The organism is Variovorax sp. YR750 (assembly GCF_900109805.1).
In the GTDB taxonomy this organism is placed as follows: Bacteria; Pseudomonadota; Gammaproteobacteria; order Burkholderiales; family Burkholderiaceae_C; genus Variovorax; species Variovorax gossypii.
In genome coordinates, this window is the sequence record NZ_FOBJ01000001.1 from 697,352 (window position 1) to 716,036 (window position 18,685).

Here is an 18,685-nt window from a genome sequence, read left to right on the forward strand (position 1 = left end):
GTTTCAAGGCTTTTCTTGCGAAGGCTCCGACCTAGAATTCGATCCACACCGCTGCGGAGTTACATCATGGCTCGTTCGCACCTCCACCGCATCGCCTGGATGGCGTTTTTTACCGCCCTTGCACATCCTGCCTGGGCCGCCCTGGACATCGGCGATCCCGTTCCCAAGTTCACCGCCAACGCCGCCCTCGGCGGCAAGACCTTCCGCTATTCGCTGGCCGACGCGCTCGCCAAGGGCCCGGTGGTGGTGTACTTCTTTCCGGCGGCCGACTCCAACGACTGCTCGATCGAGGCCCATGCCTTCGCCGAAGCCATCGATCAGTTCGCCGCGCTGGGCGCCAGCGTGATCGGCGTTTCGGCGGACGACATAGGTACCCTGTCCAGGTTCTCGGTCAAGTCCTGCCAGAGCCGCTTTCCGGTGGCCTCCGACGAGGGCAAGACCGTGATCCAGGGCTTCGACGCGCTGATGCAGACCCGGCCCGATTTCGCCAACCGCCTGTCGTACGTGATCGCGCCGGACGGCAAGGTGGCCTACTACTACCAGAACCTGAATCCGGACAAGCACGTGGAGCGCATGCTGAACGCGGTGAAGGCGCTGCCGAAAACTGCCGCCAAGTAGCGGTTGGGGTTTGTGCCGGGCGGCGGCCACGGCTTTTGCATGCTTCGCGCAAAATCCAGCCCCATGCAGCTCAACTACATCGCCAACGCGGACGTTCCGTCCTCCTCCGGCCGCACCCTGCCGGTCATCGATCCCTCCGACGGCCAGCCCTTCGACGAAATCCAGCGCAGCAACGCCGCCGACATCGACTCCGCCGTGCGCGCCGCGCGCGACTGCTTCGAGGGTGTCTGGCACAAGGTCAGCGCCGCCGACCGCGGCCGCCTTCTCTTCAAGCTCTCGCAGAAGATCGCCGAGCATGTCGACGAGCTCGCGCTGATCGAGCAGCGCGACTGCGGCAAGCCCGTCAAGCAGGCCCGTGCCGACGCCGTGGCGCTGGTGCGCTACTTCGAGTTCTACGCCGGCGCCTGCGACAAGCTGCACGGCGAGACCATTCCCTACCAGGACGGCTACAGCGTCTTCACCTGGCGCGAGCCGCACGGCGTTACCGGCCACATCATTCCCTGGAACTACCCGATGCAGATCTTCGGGCGCAGCGTGGGCGGCGCCCTGGCGGCGGGCAATGTGTGCGTGGTGAAGCCGGCGGAAGACGCCTGCCTTTCGCTGATCCGCGTGGCACAACTGGCGGCCGATGTCGGCTTTCCGGCCGGCGCGCTGAACATCGTGACGGGCTACGGCCATGAAGTCGGCGACGCGCTCGCCCGGCATGCGGGCATCGACCACATCAGCTTCACCGGCAGCCCGAAGATCGGCACGCTGATCCAGCAGGTCGCGGCCGAGCGGCATTGCCCCGTCACGCTGGAGCTGGGCGGCAAGAGCCCGCAGATCATCTTCGCGGACGCCGACCTGGACGCCGCCATTCCGGTGGTCATCAACGCCATCGTGCAGAACGCCGGCCAGACCTGCTCGGCCGGCTCGCGAGTGCTGATCCAGCGCGACATCTACGAACCGCTGCTCGAGCGCCTGGGCCATGCCTTCGAAGCGCTGCGCGTGGGCCCCGCGGCCATGGACCTCGACGTGGGCCCGCTGATCCGCCAGACGCAGCAGCAGCGCGTGTGGGACTTTTTGAGCGACGCGCAGCACGCCGGCATCCCGATGGTGGCGCAAGGCATCGTGGTCGAGGAAGCGCCCGAGACCGGCTTCTACCAGGCCCCCACCCTGCTGCGCGACGTGCCGGTGAACCACCGCCTCGCCCAGGAAGAAGTCTTCGGCCCCGTGCTGGCCGCGATGCAGTTCGCCGATGAAGACGAAGCCGTGGCGCTCGCCAACGCCACCCACTTCGGGCTGGTTGCCGGCGTCTGGACGGCCGACGGCGCGCGCCAGTTCCGCATGGCCAAGCGCGTGAAGAGCGGGCAGGTTTTCATCAACAACTACGGCGCCGGCGGCGGCGTCGAGCTGCCCTTCGGCGGCGTGAAGTCTTCCGGCTACGGCCGCGAGAAGGGCTTCGAGGCCCTGTACGGCTTCACCACGCTGAAGACCGTCGCCGTCAAGCACGGCTAGAACCGGGCCCTCCCCCCAGGCTTCGCGCCCCCTCAGCGGGGCGACACCTGCGGCCCGGCAAAGCCGGTTCCGCGGTGTCCTGCGAAGGGAGCCCTACCCCAGCGCGGTATCCAGCAGCATCATCAGCACGAAGCCGATCATCAGCCCGCTGGTGGCGAAGGCTTCGTGCCCCTTGCGGTGCGATTCGGGAATGATCTCGTGGCTGATCACGAAAAGCATCGCGCCCGCAGCGAAGCCCAGCCCCCAGGGCAGCAGCATCGCCGAATGGCCCACCACTGCCGCGCCCAGCACGGCGCCCAGCGGCTCCACGAGTCCCGAGAGCATGCCGATCAGCACCGCGAACACGCGGCTGTAGCCGGCGGCCAGCAGCGCCACCGCGACCACCAGGCCCTCGGGCACGTCCTGGATGGCGATGCCGGTGGCCAGCGCGTCGGCGCGCAGCCCGTTGTTGGCCGCGTAGCCCACGCCGATGGCCAGGCCTTCCGGCACGTTGTGCAGCGCGATCGCGAACACGAAGAGCCAGGTACGGCGCAGCTGCTTCGCGGCGTTGCCTTCGCGCCCCTTGATGAAGTGCTCGTGCGGCAGCACGCGGTCCAGCAGCATCAGGACGATGCCGCCGAGCAGGATGGCGGAGCCGATCACCCCGCCCGCGGCCCAGCTCCCGCCGCCGAAGGTGCCCGCGTTCTTCGCGGCCTCCAGGCCCGGGATGATCAGCGAGAAGGCGCTGGCCGCGAGCATCACGCCGGCGCCGAATCCGAACAGCGTGTCCTGCAGCCGCTCCGGCAGCTTCTGCGAGAACAGCACCGGCAGCGTGCCGAGCGCCGTCGCCAGCGCGGCGACCGAGCCGCCGAGCAAGGCGTTCCACACCAGCGGATCGGATCGCACGAACTGCCAGAACTGGACGACGCCCACCAGCGCACCCGCCGCGACGATGGCGAAGCCGATCCATTCGCGCATCGGCCGCACGGGCCTCGGCCGACCGCCCTGCGCCACCGTGCCCTGCTGCGGCTCGTTCATGGGCTTGCTCCTCAGCCGCCGGTGGCGGCAGCGTGGCGCCGGGCCACCTCGGCCCAGTTCACGACGTTGTAGAAGGCCGCGATGTATTCGGGGCGGCGGTTCTGGTACTTGAGGTAGTACGCGTGCTCCCACACGTCGAGCCCGAGGATCGGCGTGTTGCCCGAGCCGATGCCGCGCATCAGCGGGCTGTCCTGGTTGCCGCTGCTTTCCACCGCGAGCTTGCCGCCGGGGCCCACCGACAGCCACGCCCAGCCGCTGCCGAAGCGCGTGAGGGCAGCCTTGGTGAAAGCTTCCTTGAACGCATCGAAGCCGCCCAGGTCGGCGTCGATGGCGTTGGCCAGCGCTCCAGCAGGTGCACCGCCGCCGCCTTGGCCGACGGGGGCCATCACGGTCCAGAACAGGGTGTGGTTGGCGTGGCCGCCGCCGTTGTTGCGCACCGGCGCGCGCAGCGCCTCGGGCAGCTGCTCGACGCCGGCGATCAGCTCTTCGAGCGGTGTTTCCTCATGCGGCGTGCCATTCAGGGCCGCGTTGAGGTTGTTCACGTAGGTCTGGTGGTGCTTGCCGTGGTGGATTTCCATGGTCTGCGCGTCGATGTGGGGTTCGAGCGCATCGAAGGCATAGGGCAAGGCTGGGAGGGTGTACGGCACGGTCGGGAAGCTCCTTGATTGGAAGAGCCCTTTGCGTCGTCGACGTGCTGCGTACTCAGGCGTCCAAATGATAGGAATTCTCATTGTCTATGTCAAGACATATGAGGCATGGATGGTGCAAACCGGCCATTTCCGATGGCCGCGGAAGCTTCCTGAAACGACCGATACACTGCCCTGCAGCACGTTTCCGGGAGATCTCAAACGATGAAGCTCGCACGCATCCTTCCCCTCGTACTGCTCCTTGGCGCCGGCCTCGCCGCCGCCGAGCCCGCCACGCCGCCGGCCGGCGACTACATCTACGAAGGCGGCAGCGGCTCGCTGCGCGTCAAGCCCAACGGGCACTTCGACATCACCACCATCGGCGCCAACGCACACACCTGCGCGCTGGACGGCACCATCGCGCGCGGCAAGGCCAAGCTCGACGACACGGGATGCGTGCTGAGCTTCGCGTTGAATGCCGACAAGGTGCAGGTCACGACCAACGGATCGGACCAGTGCCGCGACTACTGCGGCATGCGCGCCGGCTTCGAGGGCGCCTACATCCGCCCCGCCCCCGCCTGCACCGACAAGGCCGTGGCCGGCTCGCGCAAGAGCTTCAAGCGCCTGTACGACGCGAAGGACTACGCCACGGCGCAGACCACCCTCGCCCCCGTGCTGTCGGACTGCGACAAGACCCTCGACTGGATCACCAAGGCCTGGCTGCGCAACGACCTCGCGCTCACGCAGTTCAAGCTCAACGACCGCGCCGCCTGCCTGAAGACGCTGCAGCCGCTGGCCGAGGACGCCGCCCGCACCGACGACGGCATCAAGGAAAACTACCCGCCGGCCGACGCCGAGATCTTCCTGCCCGTGGTCCGCGCCACGCGCACGAACCTGAAGCTCTGCCGCGGATAGCCCCCGAGGGGAGTTCAGCGAAGGCGGCACGCGAGACCGCCGGGCGGTTGCGGTTTTTCACCCACCACGACAAGACGGAGACGACACCATGAGATTCCTGAAGCGCAACCTGCGCGCGGCCGTGCTCGGCCTGGGCCTGGCCCTTCCCCTGCTTGCGGCGGCGCAGCAATTGCCCGCCGCGAAGCCGGAGCAGGTCGGCCTCTCGACCGAGCGCCTGCAGATGCTCACCGACGTGCTCAAGGCCGACGTGGCCGCCGGCAAGATCCCGGGCGCGGTACTGCTTGTGGCGCGACAGGGCAAGGTGGCGTGGTTCGAGCCTGTCGGCAGGCTCGACAGCGCGGCCGGCACACCGATGCCGCGCGACGGCATCTTCCGCATCTACTCGATGAGCAAGCCCATCACCACGGTGGCCGCGATGATGCTGGTGGAAGACGGCCGCCTGAAGCTGGACGACCCGATCTCGGCCTACCTGCCCGAGTTCGCCAGCATGACCGTGGGCGTCGAGAAGCCCGGCGCCGACGGCAAGCCGGTGCTCGAGACGGTGCCCGCGCGCCGCCCGATCACCGTGCAGGACCTGATGCGCCACACCTCGGGCCTGACCTACGGCTTCTTCGGCCCGGGCCTCGTGAAGCAGGCCTACAACGCCGCCGACCTGGGCGCCGGCGACCCGACGCTGGCCGAGTTCTCCCAGCGCCTGGCCAAGCTGCCGCTGGCCTACCAGCCCGGCACGACCTGGGACTACAGCCAGTCGACCGACATCCTCGGGCGCGTGATCGAGGTGGCGTCGGGCCAGTCGCTCTACCAGTTCGAGAAAGCCCGGCTCTTCGACCCTCTCGGCATGAAGGACACCACCTACTACGTGCCCGAGCCGGCGCGCCAGCCGCGCATCGCCGAGCCGCTGCCCAACGACCGCAGCTTCGGCGTGGGCGCCGAATTCAACGACCCGCGCGTGGTGCGCAGGTACGAATCGGGCGGCGGCGGGCTGGTGTCGACCGCGAACGACTACGCGCGCTTCCTGCAGATGCTGATCAACGGCGGCTCGCTCGACGGCAAGCGCTACCTAGGCCCGCGCACCATCGCGCTGATGACCGCCGATCATTCCAACGCGGGCGCCGGCATCGTGCCCGGCCCGCTGTACCTGCCGGGACCGGGCTACGGTTTCGGCCTGGGCTTTGCCGTGCGCCGCAACGACGGCGAGGCGCCCTACCCCTCGGCCGGCGGCGAATACAACTGGGGCGGCGCGGGCGGCACCTACATGTGGGTCGACCCGAAGAACGAGATGTTCGTGGTGCTGATGCTGCAGTCGCCGAAATTCAGGACACATTACAGAACATTGACCCGGGACATGATTTATGCGGCGGTGATCAAGTAGCCTGTGTTCCACAGGCCCTTGGAGCCTGGCGCAAAATCAGGCCCCGCCCCGTGAACCCATGAAGAACAGCAGCAGCACCGTCATTCCGATCTCCAGCATCGGCCGCGCACGCCCCACGGTGGCCGTGCCGGAGGTAGCCGTGCCCGCCACGGGCATGTTGCTCGACCGCCTGGGCCGGCCGCTGACCGACCTGCGCATCAGCGTGACCGACCGCTGCAACTTCCGCTGCAGCTACTGCATGCCCAAGGACGTGTTCGACAAGGACTACAAGTACCTGCCGCACAGCGCGCTGCTGAGCTTCGAGGAAATCACACGGCTGGCCCGCCTGTTCGCCTCGCACGGCGTGCGCAAGCTCCGGCTGACCGGTGGAGAGCCGCTGCTGCGCAAGAACATCGAGGGCCTGATCGAGCAGCTCGCCGCGATCCGCACGCCCACCGGCGAGCCGCTGGCGCTGACGCTGACCACCAACGGCTCCCTGCTCGCGCGCAAGGCCGCCCGGCTGCACGCCGCCGGCCTGCAGCGCGTGACCGTCAGCCTCGACAGCCTCGACGACGCGGTGTTCCGCCAGATGAACGACGTCGACTTCCCGGTGGCCGACGTGCTGGCCGGCATCGACGCGGCGCTGGCCGCCGGACTGGGCCCCGTCAAGGTCAACATGGTGGTCAAGCGCGGCACCAACGAGCAGGAAATATTGCCGATGGCGCGCTACTTCCGCACGCACCACGGCGGCAAGGTGATCCTGCGCTTCATCGAGTACATGGACGTGGGCGCCACCAACGGCTGGCGCATGGACGAGGTGCTGCCCTCGGCCGACGTCATCACGCGCATCCATTCCGAATTCCCGCTGGTGCCGATGGGAGCCACCACGCCCGGCGAGACCGCCCGGCGCTGGGCCTATGCGGACGGCAGCGGCGAGATCGGCGTCATCAGCAGCGTCACCCAGGCCTTCTGCCACGACTGCAGCCGCGCGCGGCTCTCGACCGAAGGCAAGCTCTACCTGTGCCTCTTCGCCAGCGCCGGCCACGACCTTCGCCCGCTGCTGCGCGGCAGCGCCAGCGACGAGGACATCGCCTCTGCCATCGGCCACATCTGGCAGGGCCGTGCCGACCGCTATTCCGAATTGCGCGCCCTGCACGGTCCGGAAGGCGACGGCGGCGCCCACGACAAGGCGCCGCGCCGCGTCGAGATGAGCTACATCGGCGGATGAGGCAGGCGGCCGCCATGCCCGCGCACGCCGTCATCGCGCCCGCCGACATCACGGGATTGCTGCTGGCCGGCGGACGCGGTTCGCGCATGGGCGGCATCGACAAAGGGCTCCAGCCCTTCAACGGGGAACCGCTGGCGCTGCATGCGATGCGGCGGCTGGCGCCGCAGGTCGGCCCGCTCATGGTCAATGCCAACCGCAACCTGGCCGAATACGAGGCCCTCGGCGTGCCGGTGTGGCCCGACAGCCTCCCGGACTACCCGGGCCCGCTGGCGGGCTTCCTGGCCGGGCTGGAGCACTGCTCCACGCCATGGCTGCTGACCGTGCCCTGCGACACGCCCCTGTTCCCGTCCGACCTCGCCGCCCGGCTCGCCGAAGCCGCGATCGCCGGCCAGGCCGACATCGCCATGGCCCTCGCCCCCGAGGCCACCGAAGACGGGCCGGCGCTGCGGCCCCAACCCGTCTTCTGCCTGCTGCGCGCCGAACTGCGCGACAGCCTGCTTCGCTACACCGCCGCCGGCGGCCGCAAGGTCCATGCATGGATCTCGCAGCACCGCGCGGTGCACGTGCCCTTCGACCGTCCCGGCGACGCGCCCGACGCCTTCTTCAACGCCAATACCCTGGCCGAACTGCACGCCCTCGAAAACCGATGAGCCGCATTGCCGACATCGCCTCTTCAGCCCTCGCGGGCCACGACGGCGCCGCCGACCTGAGCGTCGAGGCGGTCCACGCCTTTCTTTCCCAGCTGACGGCCACTGCCGTCGTCACCCAGCGCGAGAGCATCTCGCTGTTCGACGCCCTCGGCCGCGTGCTGGCCGAGGACATCGTCTCGCCCGTCAGCGTTCCGCCGCACGACAACTCCGCCATGGACGGCTACGCCTTCGACGGCGCAGTGCTGCCCGACAACGCCCCCATCGACGCCTCCGTCGCGCTGCGCGTGGCAGGCACGGCGCTGGCCGGGGCAGCCTGGCGCGGCACTCTCGGGCCTGGCGACGCAGTGCGCATCATGACCGGCGCGATGATGCCGGCGGGCCTCGACACCGTCATTCCGCAGGAGTTCTGCAAGGTCGACGGCGACCGCGTGTGCTTTCCCGCCAGGGTGCTGCGCCGCGGCGACAACCGCCGCTTTGCCGGCGAAGACCTCATGAAGGGTCAGCCCGCGCTACGCAAGGGCGAGCGCCTGTCGCCCGCCGCGCTCGGCATGGTCGCCAGCCTGGGCCTGCCCGGCGTGCCCGTGCTGCGACGGCTGCGGGTGGCCTGCTTCTCGACCGGCGACGAGATCCTGAGCCTGGGCGAAGCGCCACGCGAAGGCGCGGTGTACGACAGCAACCGCTACACCGTCTTCGGCCTGCTCGCCCGGCTGGGCTGCGAGGTGGTCGATCTCGGCCTGGTGCGCGACGACCCGGCCGCGCTCGCCGCCACGCTGCAGCGTGCCGCGCGCGAGGCCGACGCCATCATCACCAGCGGCGGCGTGAGCGCGGGCGCGGCCGACCACACGCGCGACGTGATGCAGAAGCTGGGCGACATGGCCTTCTGGCGCGTGGCGATGCGTCCGGGGCGTCCGCTGGCGGTGGGGCTGATCCCGCGCGAAGCCTCTTCGCAGCCTGCCGTGCTGTTCGGCCTGCCGGGCAATCCGGTGGCCGTGATGGTGACGTTCCTGGCCTTCGTGCGACCCGCCCTGCTGCGCATGATGGGCTGCCACGAAGCAGCGGCCGCGCCATCGCCGCTGCTGCGCGCGCGCACCACGGGCCCGATCCGCAAGAAGCCGGGCCGCACCGAATATCAACGCGGTTTCGTGAAGACCGTGCCCGGCGCGCTGCCGGAGGTCTGCGTGGCGGCCAACCAGGGATCGGGCGTGCTCAGCTCGATGCTGGAAGCCAACGGGCTCGTGGTGCTGCGCCACGACCAGGGCAGCGTGGGCCCCGGCGAGGAAGTGGACGTGATGATGTTCGACGGGAACATCTAGCACTCCCCCAGGCTTCGCGCACTTCGTGTCGCTTCGCCAACCCCCTCGCCGGGGGCGACACCTGAGGCCCGGCGGAGCCGGTTCCTCGGTGTCCTCGAGCGGGGGCCTCGTATCAACGGCCCCCCGGGACTACCTAGATTCGGCCCAGGGCCTTGTCCACGCCCTTGTTGGCCAGCATGTCGGCGCGCTCGTTGCCCGGGTCGCCCGAGTGGCCCTTGACCCAGCGCCATTCGATCTGGTGGCCGCCTTCGTTCACCAGCTTGTCGAGCCGCTTCCAGAGCTCGACGTTCTTCACCGGCTCCTTGCTGGCGGTGACCCAGCCCTTGGCCTTCCAGCCGCGGATCCATTCGGTGATGCCCTTGCGCACGTACTGGCTGTCGAGGTAGAGCAGCACCTTGCAGGGCCGCTTGAGGGCGGCGAGGCCCTCGATGACCGCGGTCAGCTCCATGCGGTTGTTGGTGGTGTTGAGTTCACCGCCGAACAGGTCCTTCTCGGTGGCGCCCGACTTGAGCCACGCGCCCCAGCCGCCGGGGCCGGGATTGCCCTTGCAGGCGCCATCGGTGTAGATCACGACTTCGTTCAAACCAGCTTTTCCTTTTTCTTCATCTCTATCGATTTCAGTTTCAATTTCAGTTCTTGTTGGGCTCGCCGCTGCGGTGCACCTTGCCCGCAATGGGCACGGGCGCCGTGGCACGGGCTCCGGCACGGCGCCAGTCGGCGCTCAGCATGCGCATGCCGCGCACCCGCTTCACCGCGACCAGGAAGTAGGCCGCACCGAAGATGGGCCACCAGCGCTCGCCGGCGGCGTCCATCCAGCGCGAGCGCTCCAGCCAGGCCTCGCTGCGCACCGCCGGCCGGTAGATGCCGAAGCGGCCCGACTCCACCTCGAAGCTCAGCAGGCGCAGCCAGTCGCGCATGCGCCAGTAGCCGATGAACTCCCCGCCTTCGGGCAGGTAGAGGTCGCCGATGCCGAGCCGGCGATAGATGTGAGCGCGGCGCTGCCGCATGCCCCAGAGGCTGGTCGGGTTGAGCCCGCAGATCACCACGCGGCCCTCGGGCACCAGCACCCGCTCGACTTCACGCAGGGTGGCGTGCGGATCGGGACTCAGCTCGAGCGCATGCGGCAACACCACCAGGTCGAGGCTGTTGGCCGCGAACGGCAGTGCCGCGAAGTCGGCCAGCAGCGTCGCCTTGCCGGCGCGGGCGGGATCGTCCAGCGCCAGCCAGCGGTGCGGCATGCGGTTGGCGCGCAGGCCGTCGACCTCCGCGGCGCCCAGCTGCAGCGCGTGATAGCCGAACACGTCGGCCACCGCCTGATCGAACTGGGCCTGCTCCCAAGCCAGCAGGTACCGCCCCGGGGGGGTCGCGAACCAATCCTGCAAACCTATAATTTGACCGCTCATGACCCTTGTTCCGCTGCCCGCCTTCGCTGACAACTACATCTGGATGCTGCACGACGGGTCCCACGCCATCGTGGTGGATCCGGGCGATGCCCAACCGGTGTTCGACGCGCTGGCGCGCCACAAGCTGCAACTGGCCGCGATTCTAGTCACGCACCATCACCCCGATCACACGGGCGGCGTGGCCGCGCTGCATGCTGCCACCGGTGCGCAGGTGTGGGGCCCCGCCCGCGAGCGCATCCCCGAGCCCTTCACGCCGCTTGCGCAGGGCGACATCGCCGAGGTGCTGGGCCTGCGCTTCGAGGTCATCGACGTGCCGGGCCATACGGCGGGGCACATCGCGTACTTCCTGCCCGCCGCGCAAACCGCACCCGCCGACACTCCGCTGCTCTTCTGCGGCGACACGCTCTTCTCCGGCGGCTGCGGGCGCCTCTTCGAAGGCACGCCCGCGCAGATGCTGGCCTCGCTCGACGCGCTGGCCGCATTGCCCGGCGACACGCGCATCTGCTGCGCGCATGAATACACACTTTCTAACCTGCGTTTCGCGCAGGCGGTGGAACCGGCCAACGCCGAGCTGACTCACTACAACGCGCGCTGTGAAAGCCTGCGCGCGCAGGGGCAGCCCACGCTGCCGTCCCAACTGGCGATCGAACGCCAGGTCAACCCCTTTCTTCGCAGCCGCGAAGCCACTGTCCTTCGAGCGGTGCGTGCCCACGCCGAGCTTGCTGCCGATGCGGCAGAGGCCGACGTGTTCGCCGCACTGCGCCAATGGAAAAACGACTTCCGATGAAACTGATCGCTGCCACCTGCATTGCAGGTTCACTGGTGCTCGCGGGCTGCGCGGGCACGAACAACAGCTCCTCTCCCTCCTCTTCTTCCCCCTCCTCGTCGTCGCAGGCCGGCGGCACCGGCTCCAAGGTCGCCGGCAGCGCGGCCCCCGTCTATCCTCGCGACGCACTCTCCCCACTTGCCAGCGGCCAGGCCCGTTCGCAGAGCGTCGTCACGCTCGCGCCGCCGGTCGACATGTGGGACCGCATCCGCCGCGGCTTCAAGATGCCGGACCTCGACAACGACCTGGTGCGCGACCGCGAGCAGTGGTACGCCAGCAGGCCCGACTACATCCAGCGCATGACGGAGCGCTCGAACAAGTACATCTTCCACATCGTCGAGGAACTCGAGCGTCGCAACATGCCGACCGAGCTCGCACTGCTTCCCTACATCGAGAGCGCGTTCAACCCACAGGCCATCTCCAGCGCGCGCGCAGCGGGCATGTGGCAGTTCATGCCGGCCACCGGCAACGACTTCGACCTGAAGCAGAACATCTTCCGCGACGACCGCCGCGACGTGGTGGCCTCCACCCGCGCCGCGCTCGACTACCTGCAGAAGCTCTACGGCATGTTCGGCGACTGGCAGCTCGCGCTGGCCGCCTACAACTGGGGTGAAGGCAGCGTGAGCCGCGCCATCGCCAAGAACCAGCGACTGGGCCTGCCCACCACCTACAGCGACCTCACCATGCCCGCCGAGACGCGCATGTACGTGCCCAAGCTGCAGGCGGTGAAGAACATCGTGGCGAATCCGCAGGCCTTCAACACCGAGCTGCCGCTGATCGCCAACCACCCGTACTTCCAGACCGTCACGCTCACGCGCGACCTCGACGTGGAGCTCGCAGCCAAGCTGGCCGACGTGCGCCTCGAGGACTTCCGCGCGCTGAACCCGGCCGCCCACAAGCCGGTGCTGATCGCGGCCGGCACGCCGCAGATCCTGCTGCCCTGGGACAACGCCGCCGTGTTCCAGCGCAACTTCGACGCCTACTCGCAGGGCCAGTACGCCAGCTGGACCGCCTGGGTCGTGCCCAACACCATGACGGTGGCCGACGCCGCCCAGCGCTCGGGCATGAGCGAGAACGACCTGCGCTCCATCAACAACATCCCGCCGCGGATGCTCATCAAGACCGGCTCGACGCTGATCGTGCCGCGCGGCGCCCGCGTGAAGGAAGACGTGGCTGCCGTGGTGGCCGACGGCGGCCACCTGAGCTTCCAGCCCGAGATCGTCACGCGCCGCACGACCGTGAAGGCCGGCCGCGCCGACAGCGTCGCGAGCATCGCGCGCCGCTACAACCTCAAGCCCGCCAGCGTGGCCGAGTGGAACGACGTGAAGCCGAACCACGCGTTCAAGCGCGGCTACAGCGTGGTGGTGTACCTGCCCGTGCGCGCGACGGTCGCTGCCCGCGCTGGCACCGGCATCCGCGCCACTTCGCATGCCGCGGCACCAACTCCCGCCCGCCGTGGCGGCACGCCTTCGAAGGCTGCCGCTCCGCGCGGCGCCGGCAGCGTCGTCAAGGTGCCTGCCAGCAGCAAGCAGCAGGTCGTGCGCGAGAAGCGCGGCGGCACGCCCTCCAAGAAGAAGCGCTGAAGCGCTGAAAAACCGCGAACGAACGAGCGCGCGAACGAAGGCTCAGTGAGCCTTCGCCGCCTGCTGTGCCCTTCTGCGCACCACGGCCTCCATCGCGGCGACGCCGATCATGATGACGGTGGTGAGCGTTCCCACCACCAGCACCGTCATGTGCGACGCGAAGATAGCGAGCACGGCCAGGAAGCCCAGCCCGAAGAGATGAGACTGCGGCAGGAAGCCGCGCACCACGCGCTTGAATAGTGCATTGCCGAACAGGTAGATCGCCGGTCCGCCGATCAGCGCCCCCAGGTACTTGAGCTCGGCGTGGTGCGAGCCCTCGCCGATCGTCAGCTCGTCCGCCACGGCGCAGACGATGATGCCCGCCACCAGGATCACGTGCGTGTAGTGGAACTTGGCACCGATGCCGCCCGGGTCCTTCGCATGCTCGATGACGTGCGTCGCCTCCTTGGCGCTGGTGTCGAAGTACATCCACCACATCGCCAGGCTGCCCGCGAAGCCCACCATCAGTGCGAACAGGTCGATGCCGTGCCACTCGGGGTGGTGGCCGAAGGCGATGCCGGTGGCCAGCACCGACTCGCCCAGCGCGACGATCACGAAGAGCTGGCAGCGCTCGGCGAGGTGGCCGCCGTCGATGGTCCAGTCGCTGGTCAGCGAGCGGCCCAGGCCCGGAAAGCGCAAGCCGATCATCGGCGCGATGTATTCGCACAGCACGCCGCCGAGCCACAGCACGAGGCGCGTCTGCCCCTCGGCCAGGCCGCCGGCGATCCAGAACACCCCGGCCACGCAGTTCCACGCCAGCAGGCGACGGAAGTTGGGCGTAAGCGGATCGTTCGGCCCGATGGCGATCAGCATGCACAGCGTGCGCCCCGCCTGGATGCCCACGAAGCAGAGCGCGAACACCAGCCCTCGCTCGGCGAAGGCGCCGGGCAGCGCCGAGGCCATCACCATCGCCAGCAGCATGATCGCGAACAGCACGCCGCGGATGCGCAGCGTGCCGGGGTTGAACCAGTTGGTGGTCCAGGCCGTGTACTGCCAGCCCAGCCAGACGGCGAACCACATGACCAGCGTCTGCAGCGCCCCGAGGAGCGTGAGGTGGTCGAGCAGGTAGTGGGAAAGCTGCGTGACGGAGAACGCGTAGACCAGGTCGAAGAAAAGCTCTTCGTTCGAGACCCGTGCCGCCTCGCTGCGCGAGCGCAGGGTCGTGGCCCGCCTGTTGTTGTCGTGGCTCATTGTTCGTTTACCCCCATGAATCGTTGCGGCGCCCTGCGGAGCCGCGCGCGATCATCGCACGGGCAACGCTAGAGCTTCTCGGTCTCGCCGGTCTTGGGTTGCCACTTCATGAGGCGCCGCTCGATGACCCCGACGATCCCGTCCAGCGCCAGCGCGAAGGCCGTGAGCACCACGATGCCCGCGAACACCGTGTTGACGTCGAAGGTGCCTTCGGCCTGCAGGATCAGGTAGCCCACGCCGCGCGCCGAGCCCAGGTACTCGCCCACCACCGCCCCCACGAAGGCCAGCCCCACCGACGTGTGCAGGCTGGAGAACACCCAGCTCGTCGCGCTCGGCAGGTACACCGTGCGCAGCAGCTGCCGCTGGTTGGCGCCCAGCATCTTCGCGTTGGCCAGCACCACCGGGCTCACCTCGCGCACGCCCTGGTAGACGTTGAAGAACACGATGAAGAACACCAGCGTCACGGCCAGCGCCACCTTGCTCCAGATGCCCAGGCCGAACCACAGCGCGAAGATGGGCGCGAGGATCACGCGCGGCATCGAGTTGGCGGCCTTGATGTACGGATCGAGGATCAGGCTCGCCGTGGGCGCGAGCGCCAGCCACAGCCCGCAGGCCAGCCCGAGCACGGTGCCGATGCCGAAGGCCAGCACCGTCTCGAGCAGCGTGGTGCCCAGGTGCTGGTAGATGTCGGCGTTGCCCTTCAGTCCTTCGGGGAAGAGCGCGTTGGCCGGAATCTCGAACGGCAGGAACCAGCTCCAGATGCGGCCCGCCACCTGGATCGGCTCGCCGAGGAAGAAGGCGATCTGCTGGTTGCGCGAGGCGATGTGCCACGCCACGAGGATCACCACCAGCAGCGCCAGCTGCCAGAAGCGCGCGTTGCGTTCGTTCAGGCCGAGCCGTGCCATCACGCGGCCTTCCTGAGTTGTTGCGCGTAGCCCTTGAGCACCTCGTCGCGCAGCACTTCCCAGATCTGGGTGTGCAGCTCGACGAAGCGCGGCTGCGTGCGCACCTCGGCCACGTCGCGCGGGCGCGGCAGGTCGATGGCGAATTCGCCGATGGGATGCGTGGCCGGCCCGGCCGACAGCACCACCACGCGGTCGCTCATCGCAATGGCTTCGTCGAGGTCGTGCGTGATGAAGAGCACCGCCTTCTTCTTCGCGCTCCAGAGCTCGAGCACCTCGTTCTCCATCAGCTGGCGCGTCTGGATGTCGAGGGCGCTGAAGGGCTCGTCCATGAGGATGATGTCGGGATCGAGCACCAGGGTCTGCGCCAGCGCCACGCGCTTGCGCATGCCGCCGGAGAGCTGGTGCGGATAGCGGTCGCCGAAGCCCGAGAGGCCCACGCGCGAGAGCCACGCCTCGGCCTGCTCGCGTGCCTGCGCCTCAGGCACGCCCCGGTACTGCAGGCCCACCATCACGTTGTCGATGGCGCTGCGCCATGGCATCAGCGCCTCGGTCTGGAACATGTAGCCGGCGCGCGCATTGATGCCCGAGAGCGTCTGCCCGAAGACCTTCACCGTGCCCGACGAAGGCTCCAGCAGGCCCGCGCCCACGTTCAGCAGCGTCGACTTGCCGCAGCCCGTGGGCCCGACCACCGAGACGAATTCACCCGCCTTCACCCGCAGGGTGGTGTCGGCCACCGCCGTGTAGCGCTGGCCCGGATCGTCCTTCGAGAGAAAGGTGCAGCTGATGGAGAGGAGTTCGAGTGCGTGGTCGGACATGGCATAAAAAACCCGGCCTGAGCCGGGTCGCGGGACGTTCGGAATCAGGCTTTGAACCTGTCTTTCGCGCGCCTTGCAAAATCGTTGGTGTAGGTCTTCGCGAGGTCGATCTTCTCGGCCTTCACGGAGGTGTCGAAGCTCGAGATGGCGTTGAGCGCCGTCTTCGGGCCGTCGGCGGGTATCAGGCCGTCGGTGGCGATCGACTCGCGCACCTTGTCGAACGACGCGAGATACAGCGCGCGGTCGCCGAGCAGGTAGGTCTCGGGCACCGTCTTGATGATGTCGCCCGGCCCCGCCGTCTGCAGCCACTTCAGGCCGTGCACGATGGCGTTCGCCAGCGCCTGGCAGGTGTTGGGATTCTTCTGGATGAACTCGCTCGAAGCATAGAGGCACGCCGCCGGCATCGTGCCGCCGAACACCTGCTGCGTGCCCTTGAGCGTGCGCGTGTCGCTGATGATCTTCACGTCGCCCTTCTGCTCCAGCATCGTCATCACCGGGTCGGTGTTGCTGATGGCGTCGATCTGGCCCGAGCGCAGCGCGGTGAGCGCGCCCGCCGCCACGCCCACGCCGATGAAGCTCACGTCGCTGGCCTTGAGCCCGCCGCGCGACAGCACGAGGTTGGCCACCATGTTGGTCGACGAGCCCGGCGCGGAGACGCCGATCTTCTTCCCCTTGAGATCCTGGATGCCGGTGTAGCCGGCCATGTTCTTGGTCGACACGCCCACTGCGATCTGCGGCGCCCTGCCCTGCAAGACGAAGGCCTGGAAGAACTGGTTCTTGGCCTGCAGGTTGATGGTGTGTTCGTAGGCGCCAGAGCAAACGTCGGCCGACCCGCCGACCACCGCCTGCAGGGCGCGCGCGCCGCCGGCGAAATCGGAGATCTCCACGTCGAGCCCTTCGGCCTTGAAGTAGCCGAGCTGCTCCGAGATGGTGAGCGGCAGGTAGTAGAACGCCGCCTTGCCACCGACCGCGATGGAGACCTTGGTCTTCTCCAGCTTCGCCTGCTGCGCAAAGACACGCGGCAACGCAATGGTTGCTGCGGCAATGGCGGCTGAAGCTGAAACGAATGTGCGGCGATGAAGCATGAAACCTTGCCCGTTGGCTCTGTGATTCGTAAGGACTGAATCGAGCTTAGGGGCCGCAACACGCGACTGCATCGGGGTGTTCCCGTGCGGGTTTTCACGTAAGCATGAAGGCCTCGCCGAGAAGCCTTCGCCAAGGCTTCATCGAGCCAGAAAAAGTATCGCGATATTGACCAGGAACGCGAGTGCCCAGACAGCGCTGCGAGCACTGCCGATGCCCCTGATGTAGAGCGCGAGATAGATCGTGCGCAGCACCACGTAGGCCACCGCGAGCATGTCGAGGCGCGCCTGCGCCGCGCCGAGCTGGTGCGCGATGATCACCGCGCCGATGAAGAACGGCAGCCCTTCGAAGCTGTTGGCCTGCGCACTGTTGGCGCGTGCACGCCAGCCGCTCTGCTTGGAGGCCCATTCGCGCGGATGCAGGTTGTCGCGCGGACCGAAGCTGCCCGCCTTGGCGATCCATGCCGCCAGATACGGCAGTACGCAGGCGACGAGCACGCACCAGTAGGCGATCGTGAGCAGCGAGAGAGTCATGGTTCTATCTATCTGCGGTCCACGAGGGCGTGCGCGATGGTGCCGAGATCGACGTATTCGAGCTCGCTGCCCGCTGGCACGCCGCGCGCGAGTCGCGTCACGGTGAGGCCATGCTGCTTCAGCGCTTCGCCGATCACGTGCGCCGTGGCCTCGCCCTCGGCCGTGAAGTTGGTGGCGAGGATCACCTCGCTCACCGTGCCGTCGCGCGCGCGATCGAAGAGCTTCTGCAGGCCGATGTCCTTCGGGCCGATGCCGTCGAGCGGACTGAGCTTGCCCATCAGCACGAAGTAGTAGCCGCGGAATGCGCCTGTGCGCTCGAGCGCGGCCTGGTCGGCCGGCGTCTCGACCACGCAGAGCTTGCTGGCGTCGCGCCGCGTGTCGAGGCAGACGTGGCAGATCGGCGCTTCGGTGAAGGTGTTGCAGCGCTCGCAATGCCGCACCTGGCCGGCCGCCTGCTGCAATGCGCGCGCAAGCAGCTGCGCGCCCTCGCGGTCGTGCTGCAGCAGATGGAACGCCATGCGCGAAGCCGACTTGACGCCAACCCCGGGCAGGCGGCGCAGCGCATCGACCAATGCATCCAGCGAACTGGCGTCTGCCATGTCAAGCTGCCCCTTCGCAGGAACACCGCGGAACCGGCTTTGCCGGGCCGCTGGTGTTGCCCCCGGCGAGGGGGGTGGCGGCCACACGAAGTGGGCAAGCCTGGGGGAGAGTCATTTAAAACGGCAGCTTCATGCCGGGCGGCAGGCCGGGCATGCCGGCAGTGAGCTTGCCCATCTTCTGCTCGCTGGTTTCCTCGGCCTTGCGCACGGCGGCGTTGAAGGCGGCGGCCACCAGGTCTTCGAGCATGTCCTTGTCGTCCGCCAGCAGGCTGGGGTCGATGGTGATGCGCTTGACGTCGTGCTTGCAGGTCATGACGACCTTGACGAGGCCGGCGCCGGATTCGCCTTCGACCTCGATGGTGGCCAGTTCTTCCTGGGCCTTCTTGAGGTTGTCCTGCATTGCCTGCGCCTGCTTCATGAGGCCGGCCAGTTGTCCTTTGTTGAACATCTTTGATCCTGATCTGTCGGGTTGGAAAAGTGGGTGAAGGATACG

At 68.2% G+C, this 18,685-nt stretch carries 20 protein-coding genes; 9 read left to right on the forward strand and 11 right to left on the reverse strand.

Translation table 11 applies throughout. The features are described from left to right. The first annotated feature begins 66 nt into the window (after positions 1-66). Together BMY35_RS03205 and BMY35_RS03210 are read left to right on the forward strand one after the other, a co-directional pair. Positions 67-618 (forward strand): peroxiredoxin, encoded by a 552-nt coding sequence (locus BMY35_RS03205; RefSeq protein ID WP_093195523.1) that lies wholly within the window; start codon positions 67-69, stop codon positions 616-618. Positions 619-681: 63 nt separating this feature from the next. Beyond that, on the forward strand, positions 682-2,115 hold the full coding sequence (locus tag BMY35_RS03210) for an aldehyde dehydrogenase family protein (protein ID WP_093195524.1): 1,434 nt from the start codon (positions 682-684) through the stop codon (positions 2,113-2,115). 93 nt (positions 2,116-2,208) lie between these two features. Here the strand turns inward: BMY35_RS03210 and BMY35_RS03215 are convergent, their stop codons facing one another. Then, the gene (locus tag BMY35_RS03215; protein ID WP_093195525.1) at positions 2,209-3,132 is read right to left on the reverse strand and encodes a ZIP family metal transporter; all 924 of its coding nucleotides are present in this window, start codon (positions 3,130-3,132) and stop codon (positions 2,209-2,211) included. Between the two features lie 11 nt (positions 3,133-3,143). Further along, positions 3,144-3,779, reverse strand: a complete 636-nt coding sequence (locus BMY35_RS03220) for a superoxide dismutase (RefSeq protein WP_093195526.1) — start codon at positions 3,777-3,779, stop codon at positions 3,144-3,146. 204 nt (positions 3,780-3,983) lie between these two features. Between BMY35_RS03220 and BMY35_RS03225 the strand changes: the two genes are divergently transcribed. From BMY35_RS03225 to glp, 5 genes are all read left to right on the forward strand, one after another. Beyond that, a complete protein-coding gene (locus BMY35_RS03225) occupies positions 3,984-4,673 on the forward strand; it encodes a hypothetical protein (protein ID WP_093195527.1) in 690 nt (229 codons plus the stop codon). Between the two features lie 88 nt (positions 4,674-4,761). Beyond that, positions 4,762-6,045 carry a serine hydrolase domain-containing protein gene (locus tag BMY35_RS03230; RefSeq protein WP_093195528.1) on the forward strand — a complete coding sequence of 428 codons (1,284 nt, stop codon included), beginning with the start codon at positions 4,762-4,764 and terminating at the stop codon, positions 6,043-6,045. A 58-nt stretch (positions 6,046-6,103) separates the two neighbouring features. Further along, on the forward strand, positions 6,104-7,252 hold the full coding sequence (moaA, locus tag BMY35_RS03235; RefSeq protein ID WP_093195529.1) for a GTP 3',8-cyclase MoaA: 1,149 nt from the start codon (positions 6,104-6,106) through the stop codon (positions 7,250-7,252). 14 nt (positions 7,253-7,266) lie between these two features. Then, positions 7,267-7,902, forward strand: a complete 636-nt coding sequence (gene mobA / locus BMY35_RS03240; RefSeq protein WP_093195619.1) for a molybdenum cofactor guanylyltransferase MobA — start codon at positions 7,267-7,269, stop codon at positions 7,900-7,902. Beyond that, positions 7,899-9,215 (forward strand): molybdopterin molybdotransferase MoeA, encoded by a 1,317-nt coding sequence (glp, locus tag BMY35_RS03245; protein ID WP_093195530.1) that lies wholly within the window; start codon positions 7,899-7,901, stop codon positions 9,213-9,215. Before mobA ends, glp begins: the two co-directional genes overlap by 4 nt. Before the next feature lie 133 nt (positions 9,216-9,348). On the opposite strand, the gene rnhA is transcribed toward glp, so the two are convergent. Together rnhA and BMY35_RS03255 are read right to left on the reverse strand one after the other, a co-directional pair. Further along, complete coding sequence (rnhA, locus tag BMY35_RS03250) at positions 9,349-9,798, reverse strand: ribonuclease HI (protein WP_093195531.1); 450 nt, start codon at positions 9,796-9,798, stop codon at positions 9,349-9,351. 46 nt (positions 9,799-9,844) lie between these two features. Next, positions 9,845-10,597: a class I SAM-dependent methyltransferase gene (locus BMY35_RS03255; protein ID WP_093195532.1), complete on the reverse strand. Its 753-nt coding sequence runs from the start codon at positions 10,595-10,597 to the stop codon at positions 9,845-9,847. A gap of 19 nt (positions 10,598-10,616) precedes the next feature. Here BMY35_RS03255 and gloB point away from each other — a divergent pair, with 19 nt between their 5' ends. Together gloB and BMY35_RS03265 are read left to right on the forward strand one after the other, a co-directional pair. After that, positions 10,617-11,405, forward strand: coding sequence for a hydroxyacylglutathione hydrolase (gene gloB, locus BMY35_RS03260; RefSeq protein WP_093195533.1), 789 nt, complete (start codon positions 10,617-10,619; stop codon positions 11,403-11,405). Continuing rightward, entirely contained in the window at positions 11,402-13,027 is a 1,626-nt protein-coding gene (locus tag BMY35_RS03265; RefSeq protein WP_093195534.1) for a transglycosylase SLT domain-containing protein, read from the forward strand. The genes gloB and BMY35_RS03265 overlap by 4 nt, the downstream gene beginning before the upstream one ends. 42 nt (positions 13,028-13,069) lie before the next feature. Here the strand turns inward: BMY35_RS03265 and BMY35_RS03270 are convergent, their stop codons facing one another. From BMY35_RS03270 to BMY35_RS03300, 7 genes are all read right to left on the reverse strand, one after another. Beyond that, positions 13,070-14,257 (reverse strand): low temperature requirement protein A, encoded by a 1,188-nt coding sequence (locus tag BMY35_RS03270; protein ID WP_093195535.1) that lies wholly within the window; start codon positions 14,255-14,257, stop codon positions 13,070-13,072. Between the two features lie 68 nt (positions 14,258-14,325). Next, the gene (locus BMY35_RS03275) at positions 14,326-15,162 is read right to left on the reverse strand and encodes an ABC transporter permease (protein ID WP_093195536.1); all 837 of its coding nucleotides are present in this window, start codon (positions 15,160-15,162) and stop codon (positions 14,326-14,328) included. Continuing rightward, positions 15,162-15,977 (reverse strand): ABC transporter ATP-binding protein, encoded by an 816-nt coding sequence (locus BMY35_RS03280; protein ID WP_093195537.1) that lies wholly within the window; start codon positions 15,975-15,977, stop codon positions 15,162-15,164. Before BMY35_RS03280 ends, BMY35_RS03275 begins: the two co-directional genes overlap by 1 nt. Positions 15,978-16,021: 44 nt before the next feature. Continuing rightward, positions 16,022-17,062 (reverse strand): ABC transporter substrate-binding protein, encoded by a 1,041-nt coding sequence (locus tag BMY35_RS03285; protein WP_093195538.1) that lies wholly within the window; start codon positions 17,060-17,062, stop codon positions 16,022-16,024. Positions 17,063-17,200: 138 nt separating this feature from the next. Further along, entirely contained in the window at positions 17,201-17,593 is a 393-nt protein-coding gene (locus BMY35_RS03290; protein ID WP_093195539.1) for an MAPEG family protein, read from the reverse strand. Between the two features lie 8 nt (positions 17,594-17,601). After that, complete coding sequence (recR, locus tag BMY35_RS03295) at positions 17,602-18,192, reverse strand: recombination mediator RecR (RefSeq protein ID WP_093195540.1); 591 nt, start codon at positions 18,190-18,192, stop codon at positions 17,602-17,604. Positions 18,193-18,307: 115 nt separating this feature from the next. Continuing rightward, positions 18,308-18,640, reverse strand: coding sequence for a YbaB/EbfC family nucleoid-associated protein (locus BMY35_RS03300; protein WP_012747441.1), 333 nt, complete (start codon positions 18,638-18,640; stop codon positions 18,308-18,310). Positions 18,641-18,685: the final 45 nt, after the last annotated feature.